The organism is Solicola agrisoli (assembly GCF_049059935.1).
Lineage (GTDB): Bacteria > Actinomycetota > Actinomycetes > Propionibacteriales > Nocardioidaceae > JAURVT01.
On the sequence record NZ_JBMGQR010000013.1, the window covers coordinates 65,146 to 81,163 of the forward strand.

General features: G+C 72.5%; 13 protein-coding genes. 6 read left to right on the plus strand and 7 right to left on the minus strand.

Features of this window, described 5'->3' with window-relative positions:
* Positions 1 to 33: 33 nt before the first annotated feature.
* Positions 34 to 1,719, minus strand: a complete 1,686-nt coding sequence (locus tag ACI6PP_RS07260) for an alkaline phosphatase D family protein (RefSeq protein ID WP_421110365.1) — start codon at positions 1,717 to 1,719, stop codon at positions 34 to 36.
* Positions 1,720 to 1,850: 131 nt separating this feature from the next.
* Between ACI6PP_RS07260 and xylB the strand changes: the two genes are divergently transcribed.
* The 3 genes from xylB to ACI6PP_RS07275 are packed head-to-tail and all read left to right on the plus strand — an operon-like array spanning position 1,851 to position 5,641.
* Positions 1,851 to 3,245, plus strand: a complete 1,395-nt coding sequence (xylB, locus tag ACI6PP_RS07265; protein ID WP_421110366.1) for a xylulokinase — start codon at positions 1,851 to 1,853, stop codon at positions 3,243 to 3,245.
* Between the two features lie 40 nt (positions 3,246 to 3,285).
* Positions 3,286 to 4,449 (plus strand): xylose isomerase, encoded by a 1,164-nt coding sequence (gene xylA, locus ACI6PP_RS07270; protein ID WP_421110368.1) that lies wholly within the window; start codon positions 3,286 to 3,288, stop codon positions 4,447 to 4,449.
* The gene (locus tag ACI6PP_RS07275) at positions 4,436 to 5,641 is read left to right on the plus strand and encodes an ROK family protein (protein ID WP_421110370.1); all 1,206 of its coding nucleotides are present in this window, start codon (positions 4,436 to 4,438) and stop codon (positions 5,639 to 5,641) included. Before xylA ends, ACI6PP_RS07275 begins: the two co-directional genes overlap by 14 nt.
* 84 nt (positions 5,642 to 5,725) lie before the next feature.
* On the opposite strand, the gene ACI6PP_RS07280 is transcribed toward ACI6PP_RS07275, so the two are convergent.
* The 4 genes from ACI6PP_RS07280 to ACI6PP_RS07295 all read right to left on the minus strand — a co-directional run bounded on the left by ACI6PP_RS07280 (position 5,726) and on the right by ACI6PP_RS07295 (position 10,188).
* Positions 5,726 to 6,934, minus strand: coding sequence for an ROK family protein (locus tag ACI6PP_RS07280; RefSeq protein ID WP_421110372.1), 1,209 nt, complete (start codon positions 6,932 to 6,934; stop codon positions 5,726 to 5,728).
* 2 nt (positions 6,935 to 6,936) lie between these two features.
* The gene (locus ACI6PP_RS07285; RefSeq protein WP_421110374.1) at positions 6,937 to 8,208 is read right to left on the minus strand and encodes a sugar ABC transporter permease; all 1,272 of its coding nucleotides are present in this window, start codon (positions 8,206 to 8,208) and stop codon (positions 6,937 to 6,939) included.
* 13 nt (positions 8,209 to 8,221) lie between these two features.
* The gene (locus ACI6PP_RS07290) at positions 8,222 to 9,019 is read right to left on the minus strand and encodes an ATP-binding cassette domain-containing protein (RefSeq protein WP_476712925.1); all 798 of its coding nucleotides are present in this window, start codon (positions 9,017 to 9,019) and stop codon (positions 8,222 to 8,224) included.
* An 86-nt stretch (positions 9,020 to 9,105) separates the two neighbouring features.
* Positions 9,106 to 10,188 (minus strand): sugar ABC transporter substrate-binding protein, encoded by a 1,083-nt coding sequence (locus ACI6PP_RS07295; RefSeq protein ID WP_421110376.1) that lies wholly within the window; start codon positions 10,186 to 10,188, stop codon positions 9,106 to 9,108.
* Positions 10,189 to 10,522: 334 nt separating this feature from the next.
* Here ACI6PP_RS07295 and ACI6PP_RS07300 point away from each other — a divergent pair, with 334 nt between their 5' ends.
* The gene (locus ACI6PP_RS07300) at positions 10,523 to 10,825 is read left to right on the plus strand and encodes a hypothetical protein (RefSeq protein WP_421110378.1); all 303 of its coding nucleotides are present in this window, start codon (positions 10,523 to 10,525) and stop codon (positions 10,823 to 10,825) included.
* A 54-nt stretch (positions 10,826 to 10,879) separates the two neighbouring features.
* Here ACI6PP_RS07300 and ACI6PP_RS07305 read toward each other — a convergent pair whose 3' ends face one another.
* The gene (locus ACI6PP_RS07305; protein ID WP_421110379.1) at positions 10,880 to 11,500 is read right to left on the minus strand and encodes a hypothetical protein; all 621 of its coding nucleotides are present in this window, start codon (positions 11,498 to 11,500) and stop codon (positions 10,880 to 10,882) included.
* A 130-nt stretch (positions 11,501 to 11,630) separates the two neighbouring features.
* On the opposite strand from ACI6PP_RS07305, the gene ACI6PP_RS07310 reads away from it, so the two are divergent.
* Both ACI6PP_RS07310 and ACI6PP_RS07315 read left to right on the plus strand, forming a co-directional pair.
* Entirely contained in the window at positions 11,631 to 12,203 is a 573-nt protein-coding gene (locus ACI6PP_RS07310; RefSeq protein ID WP_421110381.1) for an RNA polymerase sigma factor, read from the plus strand.
* Positions 12,193 to 12,900: an anti-sigma factor domain-containing protein gene (locus ACI6PP_RS07315; protein WP_421110383.1), complete on the plus strand. Its 708-nt coding sequence runs from the start codon at positions 12,193 to 12,195 to the stop codon at positions 12,898 to 12,900. The genes ACI6PP_RS07310 and ACI6PP_RS07315 overlap by 11 nt, the downstream gene beginning before the upstream one ends.
* 56 nt (positions 12,901 to 12,956) lie before the next feature.
* On the opposite strand, the gene ACI6PP_RS07320 is transcribed toward ACI6PP_RS07315, so the two are convergent.
* Positions 12,957 to 15,776, minus strand: coding sequence for an aconitate hydratase (locus ACI6PP_RS07320; protein WP_421110385.1), 2,820 nt, complete (start codon positions 15,774 to 15,776; stop codon positions 12,957 to 12,959).
* Between the last annotated feature and the right edge of the window lie 242 nt (positions 15,777 to 16,018).

The following is a 16,018-nucleotide window of genomic DNA, read 5'->3' on the forward strand; positions in this document are numbered from 1 at the left end:
GTGGTGCAGAAGTCGTATTTCGGCGACTCGGCGTCAGGGGCGGGCGGTCTCCCAGGCGATGGTCTCGCGGGTGATCTCCTCGTCCGAGCGGGTGTCCTGGGCGCGGAGGCGGCCGGAGGCGACGGGGAGCGGGTTGTCGGCGGTCTGCTGCAGGCCCTTGACGCCGTCCTCCACGACGAACGTCGCGCGGGTGAACGCCTCGGCACCCGGCGTCGAGACGTAGGGCAGGCTGCGGAAGTCGGCCGTCAGGTCCTGCGGGGTGATCCGGGTGTTGACGTACCCGCGCAGGTTGTTGCGGAACTTGATGTGCGGGTTCCAGGCGAGCCAGGGGTGCGAGGTGCCGGGCTCGTCGAGGCCGTCGCCGCCCGACGTGATCGACGAGCACACCAGCTCGCTGCCCACCGACTCCCCCGTCGGGTCGCGGTAGTCGAGCTTGAGGTCGGCGGCCCAGTGGGTGTGGACGTCGCCGGTGAGGACGACGGGGTTGCGCACGCCGGCGTCCAGCCACCCCTGGGTGATGCGGTCGCGGGAGGCCGCGTACCCGTCCCAGCCGTCCATCGACACCGTGGTGACGGGGCCGTCGGTGCTGTCGCGCTGGGAGAAGAAGACCTGCTGGGCGATGACGTCCCAGCGCTGGTCCGAGGCCCGGAACCCGTCGAGCAGCCACTTCTCCTGCTTGGACCCGGTGATCGAGCGACGCGGGTCGGCCGCCTCGGGGCAGTCGGGCTTGAAGCCGTCGCCGCACGCCTGGTCGGAGCGGAACTGCCGGGTGTCGAGCAGGTGGAACGCCGCGAGCCGACCCCAGCGCACGCGCCGGTACAGCTGGATCTGCGGACCCGAGGGCACGCTGGACGCCCGAAGCGGCATGTTCTCGTAGTAGGCCCGGGCCGCGGCGACGCGACGCTGCCGGAACGACGGCTGGTCGGCGGCGTCCTCGGGCACCGGGCCGGCCCAGTTGTTGTCGATCTCGTGGTCGTCCCACACCACCAGCCACGGGGCGGTCGCGTGCGCCTCCTGCAGGTCGGCGTCGGTCTTGTACTGCGCGTGCCGCTGGCGGTAGTTCGCGAGCGTCACGGTCTCCGGGCCCTGGTGGTCGCGCACGTTGCCCGACCCGGCCACGTACTCCTGCGCCTTGTACTCGTACTGGTAGTCCCCGAGATGGAGCACCAGGTCGGGCCGGTCCTCGGCGAGCCGGCGGTAGGCGGTGAACCAGCCGTGCTCGAACTGCGAGCACGACACGAACGACATGTCGAGCGCGGACGGCAGGCTGCCGGCGGCGGGGGCCGTCCGGGTGCGGGCCACGCGCGAGACGTGGGAGCCGGTGCGGAACCGGTACCAGTACTCGCGCCCGGGACGCAGGCCCGTCACCTCGACGTGGACGCTGTGGCCCCACTCGGGCACCGCGGTCTGCGTGCCGCGACGCACCACCCGGCGCATCTGCTCGTCCTCGGCCACCTCCCACGACACCTCGTGCGCCACGCGACCCATGCCGCCGCGGCCGTCGTCGGCCAGCGGACGGACGGCGAGCCGCGTCCAGATCACCACGCCGTCCGGCAGCGGGTCGCCGGACGCGACGCCGAGGGTGAACGGGTTCACGGGCAGGACGGCGGCGTGCACGCGGGCGTCCAGCAGGCCGGACGTGGCGGTGGCGCCCGCGACGCCGACGGCGAGGCCGGAGCGGACGAACGTGCGACGGGTGGTCGAGGAGGTCTGCGTCATGACCTCCGTCATCCCCACGGGCGTGGTCCGCGCGGTGGCGGCGTCCGGTCCGTCGTGCGTCGGTCGGGTGAACGTCAGGTGCCGGCGTCACCTCCTTGACTTAGTTCAAGGGTTGCACCAAACTGGTCGACGTGACGCCCGACACCCTGGTCCTCGGCATCGACTCCTCGACCCAGAGCTGCAAGGCCGTGCTGACGCGCGACGACGACGGCACCGTCGTCGAGTCGCGCACCGCCCGCCACCCCGACGGCACCGAGGTCGACCCGCGCGCCTGGATCACCGCGCTCGACGAGGCCGCGGGCCCGCTGCTGGAGCGCGCGTCGGCGGTCGCCGTCGGCGGCCAGCAGCACGGCATGGTGGCGCTCGGCGACGACGGCGAGCCCGTCCGCGACGCCCTGCTCTGGAACGACACCCGCTCGGCCGACGAGGCCGCGGCGCTCGTCGAGGAGCTCGGCGGCCCGCAGGCCAGCGCCGACCGCACCGGCAGCGTGCTCGTCGCGTCGTACACCGTCACCAAGCTGCGCTGGCTGCGCGACCACGAGCCCGAGAACGCCGCCCGCGTGCGTCAGGTGCTGCTCCCCCACGACTACCTCACCTGGCACCTCGCGGGCCGTCCGGACGAGGCCACCACCGACCGCGGCGACGCGTCCGGCACCGGCTACTTCTCCCCCGCCGAGGACGGCTGGCTGCCCGACGTCGCCGCGCTCGCGCTCGGCCACGAGCCGCGCCTGCCGCGCATCGCCGCCCCCGGCGAGGTCGTGGGACGCACGGGCGGCGGGCTCGCGATCGCGCCGGGCACCGGCGACAACATGGCCGCCGCGCTCGGGCTCGACCTGCAGCCCGGCGACGTCGCCGTCTCGGTCGGCACGTCGGGCGTCGCCTCGGCCGTCTCCACCACCCCCACGGCCGAGCCCACCGGCATGGTCAGCGGCTTCGCCGACGCCACCGGACGGTTCCTGCCGCTCGCCTGCACGCTGAACGCGTCCCGCGTGCTCGAGCTGGCCGCCCGCCTGCTCGGCGTCGACCACGCCGGGCTGTCCGAGCTGGCCCTGGCCGGCGAGCCCGGCGCGCACGGGCTGGTGCTGCTGCCCTACCTCGACGGCGAGCGGACGCCCAACCGTCCGCGCGCCAACGGGGTCACGTCGGGGCTCACCTCGGCCACCAGCCGCGAGGACCTCGCCCGCGCCGCCGTCGAGGGCCTGCTGTGCTCGCTCGCCGACGCGGTCGACGTCGTCGCCGAGGCCGTCGGCCGGCCCACCACCCGGGTCGTCCTGATCGGCGGCGGTGCTCGCAGCGAGGCGCTGCGCACGCTGGCGCCGGCCGTCCTCGGCGTGCCCGTCGTCGTGCCCGACGAGGGCGAGTACGTCGCCCGCGGCGCCGCCCGTCAGGCCGCGTGGGCGCTGTCCGGCGGCGCCGAGCCCCCGACCTGGCAGATGCCCGGAGGACGCACCTTCGAGGCCGACCCCACCCCCGTCGTCCGGGAGCAGTACGCGCAGCTGCGCGACCGCACCGCCGACTGGTCCTGACACCCCGATCCCCACACCCCACCCCCTCCTGGAGACCCACATGGCCATCCCCACCCCCACGCCCGAGGACAAGTTCTCCTTCGGCATGTGGACCATCGGCTACGCCGGACGCGACCCCTTCGGCGACCCGACGCGCAAGCCGCTCGACATGGTCTACGGCCTGGAGAAGCTCGCCGAGATCGGTGCCTACGGCATCAACTTCCACGACGACGACCTCATCCCGTTCGGCTCCTCGGACGGCGAGCGCGACGCGATCATCGAGCGCCTGAAGAAGGGCCTGGCCGACACCGGCCTCGCGGTCACGACGGCCACCACCAACCTGTTCGGGCACCCCGTGTTCAAGGACGGCGCGTTCACGTCCAACGACCGCGACGTCCGCCGGTTCGCGCTGAAGAAGACGATGCGCAACATCGACCTCGCCGCCGAGCTCGGCGCGTCGATCTACGTCGCCTGGGGCGGCCGCGAGGGCGCCGAGGGCGGCGCCAACAAGGACCTCCGCGTCGCGCTCGACCGCTACCGCGAGGGCTTCGACCTGCTCGGCCAGTACGTCGTCGACCAGGGCTACGACCTCAAGTTCGCCATCGAGCCCAAGCCGAACGAGCCCCGCGGCGACATCATCCTGCCGACCGTCGGCCACGCCCTGGCGTTCATCGAGTCGCTCGAGCGCCCCGAGCTCGTCGGCGTCAACCCCGAGGTCGGGCACGAGCAGATGGCCGGCCTGAACGCCGCGCACGGCTACGCGCAGGCGCTGTGGGCGGGCAAGCTGTTCCACATCGACCTCAACGGCCAGAGCGGCATCAAGTACGACCAGGACCTCCGCTTCGGCGCGGGCAACGTCCGCGACGCGTTCTGGGTCGTCGACACCCTCGACCAGGCCGACTGGCAGGGCGCCGTGCACTTCGACTACAAGCCGGCGCGCACCGAGTCCGACGAGGGCGTGTGGGTCTCGGCCGCCGGGTGCATGACGAACTACCTGATCCTGCGCGAGAAGTCGCGCGCGTTCCGTGCCGACCCCGAGGTCAAGGCCGCCTTCGAGGCCGCCAACGTCGCCGGGCTCACCGAGCCGACGCTGGCCGCCGGCGAGACCTGGAACGACATCGTGTCGGCGCCGAACCCCGACGTCGAGGCGATCGGCGAGCGCGGCCTGGGCTACGAGCGCCTGGACCAGCTGGCCCTGGAGCACCTCTACGGTGTCCGCGGCTGACCTGACGCCGGCGACCCGCACGTCCGAGGACGTGCGGGTCGCCAACACCGCCCTGGTCCTGCGCGCGCTGCGTGCGGACGGCCCGTCCAGCCGGGCGGTGCTCGCGGCGTCCACCGGGCTCACCAAGGGCACCGTCGGCACCATCGTCGGGCGGCTCAGCGAGCTGGGCGCCGTGTGCGAGCCGGCCGTGGAGCAGGCTCCCGCCGGACGCGGACGCCCGTCGCGTCCGGTGTCGCTCGACGGCACCCCGCTCGTCGGCCTGGGCGTCGAGGTCAACGTCGACTACCGCGCCGCCGTCGCCCTCGACCTCGCCGGCGACACCCGTCTGTTCGTCGAGGAGCGCGGCGCCCCGGGCGACGACCGGGTGGACGTCGCCGAGGTGGGCGCGTTCGTCCGACGCTGCCGCCGGCGCCTGGAGGACGAGGGCCACCGCCTGCTCGGGCTCTGCCTCGCCGTGCCCGGGCTGGTCGAGCGCGACCGTCGCGTCGTCCGCTCGGCCCCGAACCTCGGCTGGCACGACCTCGACCTCGCCGCCGCGGTGGCGGGCGGCGTCCCCGCCGGCACGCCCGTGCGGGTCGACAACGACGCCAACTGCGCCGCCCGGGCCGAGGCCTCGGTGGGCGTCGCGAGCGGCGCCGACCACGTCCTCTACGTCACCGGCACCGTGGGCGTGGGCGGCGGCGTCGTCACCGACGGCGCGGTCCTGCAGGGCCTGCGCGGGTTCGCCGGCGAGATCGGCCACATGCGCGTCGGCGACTCCGACGCGGTCTGCGCGTGCGGGCGCCGGGGCTGCTGGGAGGCCCTGGTGGGCCTGCGCGCGATGCTGCGTCGCGTCGGCCTGCCCGACGAGCCCGACGCCGACCCGCGCGAGGTCGCCGAGACCGTCGCCGCCCGGGCCGCCGTCGACGCCGGCGTGCGCGCCGGGCTGGCGTCGTTGGCCGACGACCTCGCGAGCGGCTGCGCCATCCTGGCCAACGCCCTCGACCCCGGCACCATCGTGCTCGGCGGCTACTTCGCGACCCTCGCGCCGTGGCTGCTGCCCGTCGTCCGCGCCCGGCTCGAGCGTGACGTCTTCGCCGGCGGCTGCACCGTCGAGCCCAGCACGCTGGGGCTCCGCGCGGCCGCCACCGGCGCCGCGGCCCACGTCCTCGCCGACGTCTTCGAGGCCCGCGTCCCCCTCCCCACCCCCTGACCCCGTGGTCGAGATACGGGTTCTGCATCACCAGAACGCGTCAGGTGGTGCAGAACCCGTATCTCGGCGACTCGGGGGGCGTCGTCAGGCGGGGTGGGAGGCCAGCTCGGAGAGGACGGAGGCGGGGTCGTCGAGGAGCGGGCCGAAGGCCAGCTCGGCCGCGCCGAGGAGCACCGAGTCGGCGCCCAGGGCGGGCAGCACGATCCGCACCTGCGCCGCGGGGTCGCCGAGCGCACCCTCCTCGACGGTGCGCGCCACGACGCGTCGCACCACGGGGTAGACCTCGCGGAGCAGACCGCCGAGGACGACGACCTCGGGGTTGAACACGTTGACCAGGCTGGCGATGCCGGCGCCCAGCTCGCGTCCGACGGTCACCAGGGCGTCGTTGGGCTCGGTGATCTCGCGCACCTTGTCGGCGACGAGCGTGAGGTCGTCGTCGGAGCACTCGACGGCGGCCGCGATGGCGGGGGCGCCGATCTCGGTCTCCCAGCAGCCTCGGCTGCCGCAGCGGCAGACCCGCCCGCTGCTGCCGGTGCGCATGTGCCCGACCTCGCCGGCGAACCCGCCGAACCCGCGCAGGGCGTGGCCGTCGGTGACGACCCCGCCGCCCACGCCGATGTCGGTCGACAGGTAGATCAGGTCGTCGCAGCCGACACCGGCGCCGCGCACGTGCTCGGACAGCACGCCGAGGTCGGCGTCGTTGCCCATCAGGATCGGCACGTCGACGTCCAGGTGCCGCCGCAGCAGGCCCCGCAGGTCGACGTCGGTCCAGCGCAGGTTGGGCGCGAAGCCCACCCGTCCGCCGGCGGACACGACGCCGGGCAGCCCGATGCCGATGCCCACCAGGGTGGCCCCCGCCGGTGCGTCCTCGGTGGTGAGGCGCACGAGCGACGCGATCCGCGCCGCCACCGCCTCGGGATCCTGCGGACGCGGCATCGCGACGCTGCCCCGGCCGAGGACGTGCCCCGCGAGCCCGACGCGCGCCACCTGGACCTGCTCGACGCGCAGCTCCACGGCGATCACGTAGACCTCGCGCTCGCCGGGCGACACGTCCAGGGACGGTCGCCCGGCGCCGCTGCGGCCGCCCACCGGCATCTCCTGCCGGACGACGCCGAGCGTCTCCAGCTCGGCGACCAGCGCCGCGATGGTGCTGCGGTTCAGCCCCATCCGCGACGTCAGGTCGGCCCGCGAGATCAGCTCGGCCCGGTGGACGTGCCCCAGCAGCGTGCCGAGGTTGTGGCGGCGGACCGCCTCCTGGTTCGTGCCGGATCCCGGGCGTCCGCCCCCGGCCACGGTCAGGTGCCCGTGACCGTGCGGCGGCGACGCGACAGGGCGTCGACGCTGGCGGCGATGAGCAGCACGACGCCGGTGACGATGAACTTCACGTACGCCGGCTGGCCCAGCAGGCCGAGGCCGTTGTCGATGGTCGCGATGACGAAGCCGCCGATGACGGCGTCGCGCACCTTGCCGCGACCACCGAACAGGCTCGTGCCGCCGATGACGGCCGCGCCCACCGCGTAGAGCAGCGTGTTGCCCGCACCCGCGTCGGGCGAGACGCCGTTCAGGCGGGACGCGGTGATGATGCCGCTGATCGCGGCCATCGACGAGGCGATGGCGAACACCGAGACGCGGATCGCGTCGACGTTGATGCCGGCGCGACGGCCGGCCTCGCGGTTGCCACCGACGGCGTAGACGTGACGGCCGTAGCTGGTCTTGGAGAACACGAAGGTCAGCACGATCAGCAGGACCACGACCACCGGGACGACCCACGGGACGCCGGCGAGGACGACGCCCACGGCGGGCGCGCGGTCGACGCTGAGGATCGCGGTGAAGGCCACCACGATGAGCGCGAGGCCGCCGATGCGGGCCAGGACGAGGGCCAGCGGGCCGTGCTGCAGACCACGCTTGACCTGCACCTGGTGCTTGCGCAGCGTGAGCAGGCCGTAGAGGACGATCGCCACGATCGCGAGGATCCAGCCGAGCGTCACGTTCACGTTGTTGTTCGAGATGTTCAGGATGGTCTCGTTGCGGACCGGGATGGACGCGCCGTCACCGATCAGCTTGAGGTTGACGCCCTGGAGCCCGAGGAAGAACGCGAGCGTCACGACGAACGCCGGGATGCCGATCTTGGCGACCATGATCCCGATCAGCACGCCGATCACGGCGCCGGTGAGGATGCCGGCGAGGACCGCCACGGGCCAGGACTGGCCGTGGTTGGCCAGGGCGAGCGCGGTGACCGCCGACGCGGTGCCGCCCGCGACGCCGGCCGACAGGTCGATGTCGCCGAGGAGCAGGACGGGCACCAGGCCCATGGCGAGGACGCAGATCGCGCCGGCCTGGACGGTGAGGTTGGCGATGTTGCGGGGCGAGGGGAAGGTGTCGGGCTGGATCGCGCTGAACACGATCAGCAGCACGATCAGGCCGAGGACGGCCGGCAGGGCGCCCATGTCGCCGCCGCGGATCTTGTCCACGTACTCGCGGACGGCACCGCTGACGGTGGTGGCCTTCTGGTCGCCCGAGAAGCCGGGGTCGGCGGCGGGCGGTGTGGTCTGGGTGTCGACGCTCATGATCGATCGCCTCTCAGGCCGACTGGGCGGCGGTCGCGGGGGCGATGCCCAACTCGCCGGAACGACCCGACGTGATGAGCTCGACCACCTGGGTGTGGTTGACGGACTTGGCCGGGACGTCCGCGGCCACCCGTCCGAGGAACAGGGCGGTGATGCGGTCGGCGACCTCGAAGACGTCGACCATGTTGTGCGAGATGAGCACCACGCCGAGACCGCGGTCGGCGAGGCGGCGCACCAGGTCGAGGACCTGGCGCGTCTGCGCGACGCCGAGGGCGGCGGTGGGCTCGTCCAGGAGCACGACCTTGGAGTTCCACAGGACCGCCTTGGCGATCGCGACGGTCTGGCGCTGGCCACCGGACAGGCTGGCGACGCTCTGGCGCACCGACTTCACGGTGCGCACCGAGAGCGACGCGAGGGTCTCGCGGGCCTTGGACTCCATCTCGGCCTCGTCCAGCAGGACGCTGCCGCGGCGGAGCTCGCGGCCGAGGAACATGTTCTCGACGATGTCGAGGTTGTCGCACAGCGCGAGGTCCTGGTAGACGACCTCGATGCCGAGGTCGGCGGAGTCCTTGGGGCCGGTGACGCTCACCGGTTTGCCCTCGAACAGGTACTCGCCGGAGTCGGCGGGGTAGATGCCCGCCAGGGCCTTGACGAGGGTGGACTTGCCGGCGCCGTTGTCGCCGACGAGGGCGGTCACCTGGCCCGGGTAGACGGCGAAGTCGACGTCGTGCAGGACGTGGACGGCGCCGAAGCTCTTGTTGATGCCGCGCAGCTCGAGCAGCGGCTGGCCGGGGGCCTCGGGGGTGGACACAGGGATGCTCCTGGTTCGACGGTGAGAAGAGGGGTGAACGGGGGTCGCCCCGCCGGCAGCAGCTGCCGGCGGGGCGACCTCGCGGATCAGGAGATGCCGGCGTCGGTGCACTTCTGGGCGTAGGCCCCGGTGCACAGCTCCTCCTTGGTCACGCCACCGTCGTCGACGACGTCCTTGACGTTGTCCTTGGTGATCGAGACCGGGTCCAGCAGGACCGAGGGCACGTCGCGGCCGCTCTCGGAGTCCTTGGTGGTGCCGGTGGCCTCACCCTTCTCGCCCTTGGCGAGCGCGATGGCCAGCTTGGAGAGGGCCGAGGCCTCCTCCTTGGCCGACTTGTAGACGGTCATGCACTGCGTGCCGTCCATGATGTTCTGCAGGCCCTGGACGGTCGCGTCCTGACCGGTGACGGGGACCTTGCCCGCCGAACCGTTCTTCTTCAGGATCGAGATGACCGCGTTGCCCAGGCCGTCGTTGGCGGCGAGCACGCCGTTGATGTCGGGGTTCGAGGTGTACATCTGCTCGAAGATCGTGGCGGCCTGCTCGTTGTCCCAGTCGGGCACGGCCTGCTCGGCGACCTGCTTGTAGCTGGTCACCTTGTCCAGGACGCTGTGCGCGCCGGCCGAGAACAGCGTGGCGTTGTTGTCGGTGGGGGCGCCGTTGAGGTAGGCGATGTTGGCGGCCTTGTCGCCGAGGCACTTCTCCAGGCCCTCGCCCTGCAGCTCGCCGACCTTGGTGTTGTCGAACGAGACGTAGTAGTCGGCCGAGCCGTTGAGGGTCAGACGGTCGTAGTCGATCGTCTTGACGCCCTCGGCGGCGGCCTTCTTCTCGATGGCCGCACCGGACTCGGAGTCCAGGTTGACGATCGCGAGGACGGTCGCACCGTTGGTGATCATCTGGTCGGCGATGGTCTGCATCTGGCTGGCGTCGCCCTGGGCGTTCTGGATGTCGGCCTCCACGCCGGCGTCCTTGAAGGCCTTCTCCAGGTTCGGACGGTCCGCGCTCTCCCAGCGGACCGACGACTCGGTGTCGGGCAGGATGACGCCGACCTTGCCGGCCTTGTCGCTGCTGCCGCTGCCGCCGTCGCCACCGCCGCTGTCGCCACCGCACGCGGTGAGCGAGAGCGCCATGGTCGCCAGACCCACAACTGCCAGCATGGGGATCCGCTTCACGCAGACCGCCTCCTCTATGTCTCGGGTGTCGAACGCGACCGGCCATCTCGAGGACATCCCGGCGTCACGTTCGCGTAATTGTTGTCCGGCACAACGTAACCGGGGTCACAGAGGTCGTCCAGTGGTTTGAGACAACAAATTGGTCTCGGTGAGCGCGAACCGGACGTACCGCGCACCACGGGAGGTCTCCCCCATCCGTTCGGACGATACACCTCGTCATGACGGACGACCTCCGAGCGGCTCCGGAGTTGCGCAATCGCCCCCGCGGGCCCGGTCTCCCGTGGTGGACTGCACCTGCGCGCCACCGGGGCGCCCCGAGGGGACGGGATTCGACATGGGACCACGCGAGAGGCTCACCGGAGCCGGGCGACGGGCCGAGCTGTCGGCCCGCGCGGTGCGAGACGCCCGCAACGCCGAGGCGCTCGGGCTGCGCGAGTTCGCGGTGACGGTCCACGACCTCGGACCCGTGGCCGCCCGGATGCCCCGGACGGTGGCCCACGTCGTCGCGGCGCTGGAGGCCGCGGGGTTCGACCTCGTCGGCTCCCGGACCGATCCGTCGACGGCGAGCGCCCACCTCGCGCTGCGCTGCCGCCAGGTCGACGACGGTGCGGTGCACCGGTCCGCGAGCGGCTCCTAGACGCGACGACGCCCCGCACCGGTCGGTACGGGGCGCCGCCACAGGCGGGCGGGGTCAGTGCCCGGCCACGAACTCCTCCAGCGCGGCGGCGATGCGCTTGGCCGCGTTGTTGCGCAGGCCCACCTTGGTGATCTTCGGCGTCGCGTAGGCGAAGACGTCGCCACCGGCGAAGGCCTTCACCCCGAAGGTGGTGTTGAGCGCGCCGGCGGCCGCCTTGGTCAGTTTCAGGCGCGCGGGGCCGTAGGTGTCGGTGCGGGCGCGGCTGATGGTGAACACGTCGACACGGCCGACCTTGCCGACCTCGGTGCCCGAGACGCGCGCGCTGACGCGGCCGCGGGCCAGGTCGACGGCCGGCTTGCTGATGCTGATGCGCTTGCCGCCGGCGGCGAGGACGATGCCGCCCTTGTGCGTGGTGCGCAGCTGCTTGGCCTTGAACCCACGGATCGGGAACTCCACGGCGAGCGTGCCCTTGGTCGGCCGGGCCACGGCCTTGCCCGTGGTGGACGGCGTGATGCCGGCGCCGGCGACCAGGCGGTAGACCTTCGGCGAGATGACGACCGTCGTCGAGCCGAGGCGGGACTCGCCTGCGGGTGCGGCGGTCGAGGTGCCGGCACCGGCGACCAGGCCGCCCACGGCCAGGACGCCGGCCAGGAGCGTGAGAACGATGCGTTTCATGTCGGGACTCCTCGGGAGGGGTGTGGGTCGCACGGGGGTGCGACTGCCCCTACTTCGCCTCGGACCTCGTCCCTGGATGCACCACCGACCCTCCCGGAATACTGTGACCGTGGAACTACCGGAGGTGTCCATGAGCGTCAGCGAGACCGTGGGGCTCGACGAGGACCGTCCCGATCCCGACGACGACGTCGGGCGGCGGCTCGTCGCGGGGTCCCACGAGGCGCTCGAGGAGGCCTTCCACCGGTGGTCGCCGCTCGTGCGGTCCCTGGCGTACCGCTCGACGGGCAGCGCCAGCGCGTCCGACGACGTCACCCAGCAGGTGTTCGTCCGGGCCTGGCAGGGCCGTACCCGGTACGACCCCGCCCGCCGGCCGCTGCCGGCCTGGCTGGTGGGCATCACGCGCCACGTCATCGCCGACCACCACGCCGCCTCGGCCCGCGAGCGCCGTCTGCTCGAGCGGGCGGCGCCCGAGCCCGACGCCGTCCACGACGACGCCGTGCTGGACGCCCTGGTGCTCGACGAGGCCCTGGCGCACCTGGAGCGTCCCCGCCGCGACGTCGTGCACCTCGCCTTCGTCGAGGGCCTCACCCACGCCGAGGTCGCCGCCCGGCTGCACCTGCCGCTCGGCACCGTCAAGAGCCACGCCCGTCGCGGGCTGATCCAGCTGCGCGCCCTGGTGGGGGGTGCCGACGATGCATCCTGATCCCGAGCTGCTGGCGTCCGTCGCCACCGCCGAACCGGTGCCGGCGGACGTCGAGGCGCACGTCGCGTCGTGCACGTCGTGCACCGCCGAGGTGCGTGAGCTCGCCGCCCTGGCCACCCGTCTGCGGGCCCGCCGCTCCGTGCCCGACCTCGCGGCGACCACGGTGCCGCCCTCGGTCTGGGCGGCGGTCGTCGCCGAGACCGCCGAGCCCGAGGCCGTCCCGAGCCGGTCGCGCGGGCTCGGACGCCTGGCTGCCGCTGCCGCGGTGGGCCTGATCGTCGGCGGTGGCGCGGTGCTCGCCGTCACGGCCGGTGACGACTCCCCCGTCGTCTCGCCGCCGGCCACCAGCGCCGCGACCCCGTCCCCCACGGTGCTCGCGACCGGCCAGATCCGACCGCTTGCGGGCGCCACCACCACGGGGTCGGCCACGGTCGTCGACTCCCCCCGGGGCCGGGTGCTCGACCTCGACCTCCGCGCCCGCGACGACGTCCCGTCCGGGCACTACGTGGAGGCGTGGCTGTTCGACCCGGCGACCCTCGACATGGTGTCGGTGGGGGTGGTCTCGGGCGACCGGGCGCGTCTGGCGGTGCCGGCCGACCTCGACCTGACGACGTTCACCGGGGTCGACCTGTCGCTGGAGCCCCTGGACGCAGACCCCGCCCACGGCACGAGCCTGGCCCAGGCCGACCTGGGCTGAACGCGACGACGCCCCGCACCAGCAGGTGCGGGGCGTCGTCGTGGTGGTGCGGCGCGTCAGGAGATGAGGCTCCGGAGCACGTACTGCAGGATGCCGCCGTTGCGGTAGTAGTCGGCCTCACCGGGGGTGTCGATGCGGACGACCGCGTCGATCTCGGTGGTCTCGCCGGACGGCGAGGTGGCGGTGACGTGGACCGTCCTCGGCGTCGAGCCCTCGTTGAGCGCGGTGATGCCCGAGAAGTCGAACGTCTCCTCGCCCGTGAGGCCGAGCGACTCGGCGCTCTGGCCCTCGGGGTACTGCAGCGGGATGACGCCCATGCCGATCAGGTTCGAGCGGTGGATGCGCTCGTACGACTCGGCGATGACCGCGCGGACGCCGAGCAGCGAGGTGCCCTTGGCCGCCCAGTCGCGCGACGAGCCCGAGCCGTACTCCTTGCCGGCGAGGACGACGAGCGGCGTGCCCGCGGCGGCGTAGGCCTCGGAGGCCTCGTAGACCGTGGTGACCTCGCCGTCGCCGGAGAAGTCGCGGGTGAAGCCACCCTCGGTGCCCGGTGCGATCTGGTTGCGCAGGCGGATGTTGGCGAACGTCCCGCGGATCATCACCTCGTGGTTGCCGCGACGCGAGCCGTAGGAGTTGAAGTCCTTCTGCTCGACGCCGTGCTCGGCGAGGTAGCGGCCGGCCGGGCTGTCCTTCTTGATCGCGCCGGCGGGCGAGATGTGGTCGGTGGTGACCGAGTCGCCCAGCTTGAGCAGCACCCGCGCCCCGGTGATGTCGACGACGGGCGACGGCTCGGCCGACATGCCGTCGAAGTACGGGGGCTTGCGGACGTAGGTGGAGTCGTCCTCCCACGCGAAGGAGTCGCCCTCGGGCGTGGGCAGCGACTGCCAGCGCTCGTCGCCGGCGAACACGTCGGCGTAGTCCTTGGTGAACATGTCGGACGAGATCGAGTCGGCGACGACCTGCTCGACCTCGGCCGGCGAGGGCCAGATGTCGGCCATGAAGACGTCGTTGCCGTCGGCGTCCTGGCCCAGCGGGTCGTTGAACAGGTCGACGTCCATCGAGCCGGCGAGCGCGTAGGCGACCACCAGCGGCGGGGAGGCGAGGTAGTTCATCTTCACGTCGGGGTTGATGCGCCCCTCGAAGTTGCGGTTGCCCGACAGCACCGACGTGACGGCGAGGTCGCCGTCGTTGACAGCCTTGCTGACCTCGGGGATCAGCGGGCCGGAGTTGCCGATGCAGGTGGTGCAGCCGTAGCCGACCAGGTTGAAGCCGAGCTTGTCGAGGTACGGCGTCAGGCCCGAGCGCTCGTAGTAGTCCGAGACGACCTTGGACCCCGGCGCCAGCGTGGTCTTGACCCACGGCTTGCGCTGCAGGCCCTTCTCGACGGCGTTCTTGGCGAGCAGGGCCGCGCCGATCATCACCGAGGGGTTGGACGTGTTGGTGCAGGAGGTGATCGCCGCGATGGTCACCGCGCCGTGGTCGACCTCGTACTGCGTGCCGTCCTCGAGCGTGACCAGCTGCGGGTTGGACGGGCGTCCGCCGTCCTTGGGCGCGGCGGACACGTAGTCCTTGGGCCGGGACTGGCCGTCGTCGTGGCTCGAGACCGGGTCGGACGCGGGGAACGTCTCGGCGACGGCCTCGTCGTAGCCCTCGGCCGGGTCGGAGTCGGCGGCGACGTAGTCGGCGAGCGCGCCGCGGAAGCCGGTCTTGGCCTCGGACAGCGAGACGCGGTCCTGCGGGCGCTTGGGGCCGGCGATCGAGGGCACGATGTCGGCGAGGTCGATCTCGAGGCGCTCGGAGTAGCGCGGCTCGTGGTCGGGGTCGTGCCAGAGGCCCTGGGCCTTGGCGTAGGCCTCGACGAGCGCGATCTGCTCGGGGGTGCGGCCGGTGAGCTCGAGGTACTTGGTGGTCTCCTCGTCGATCGGGAAGACCGCGATCGTGGAGCCGTACTCGGGGCTCATGTTGCCGATGGTGGCGCGGTTGGCCAGCGGGACGGCGCCGACGCCGGGGCCGTAGAACTCGACGAACTTGCCGACGACGCCGTGCTTGCGCAGCTGCTCGGTGATCGTCAGGACGAGGTCGGTGGCGGTGGCGCCCGAGGGCAGCTCGCCGGACAGCTTGAAGCCGACGACGCGCGGGATCAGCATGCTGACCGGCTGGCCGAGCATCGCGGCCTCGGCCTCGATGCCGCCGACGCCCCAGCCCACGACGCCCAGGCCGTTGACCATGGTGGTGTGCGAGTCGGTGCCGACGCAGGTGTCGGGGTAGGCGACGGTCTCGCCGTCGACCTCGCGGGTGAAGACGGTGCGCGCCAAGTGCTCGATGTTGACCTGGTGCACGATGCCAGTGCCCGGGGGCACGACCTTGAAGTCGCTGAAGGCGCCCTGGCCCCAGCGCAGGAACTGGTAGCGCTCGCGGTTGCGCTCGTACTCGATCTCGACGTTGCGCTCGAACGACTCGGGGGTGCCGAAGACGTCGGCGATCACGGAGTGGTCGATGACGAGCTCGGCGGGCGCGAGCGGGTTGATCTTGGTGGCGTCGCCGCCGAGGTCGGCCATCGCCTCGCGCATCGTGGCGAGGTCGACGACGCAGGGCACGCCGGTGAAGTCCTGCATGATCACGCGGGCGGGCGTGAACTGGATCTCCTTGCTCGGGTCGGCGTCGGCGTCCCAGCCGGCGAGGGCGCGGACGTCGTCCGCGGTGATGTTGGCACCGTCCTCGGTGCGCAGCAGGTTCTCGAGCAGCACCTTGAGGCTGTACGGGAGCGTGGCGACGTCGAGGCCGTCACCGCTCACGGCGTCCAGGCGGTAGTAGGCGTACGCGTCGTCACCTACCTGCAGCGAGTCCTTGGCGTTGAAGCTGTTGACGCTGGCCATCGTCTCTCCTAGGTCGTCCGGCAGGGCCCATCCTGCCCAGCCGCGGCGACACGCGCAGGCTCAGGTTCGCCTAACCTCGCGCGCCGCGGTCCGTGCTGGCGGTCACCATGTCTCTTGACGTCAAGATACACGACGTCGAGCGGTCGTACCAACCTCCTGACGGTTTCCCAGGTTCACCTGGGGTTCGGCCGACACCCCGGAGAACTTCCCGTGGTCTCGTCGGTTTCCCAGGTGAACCTGGG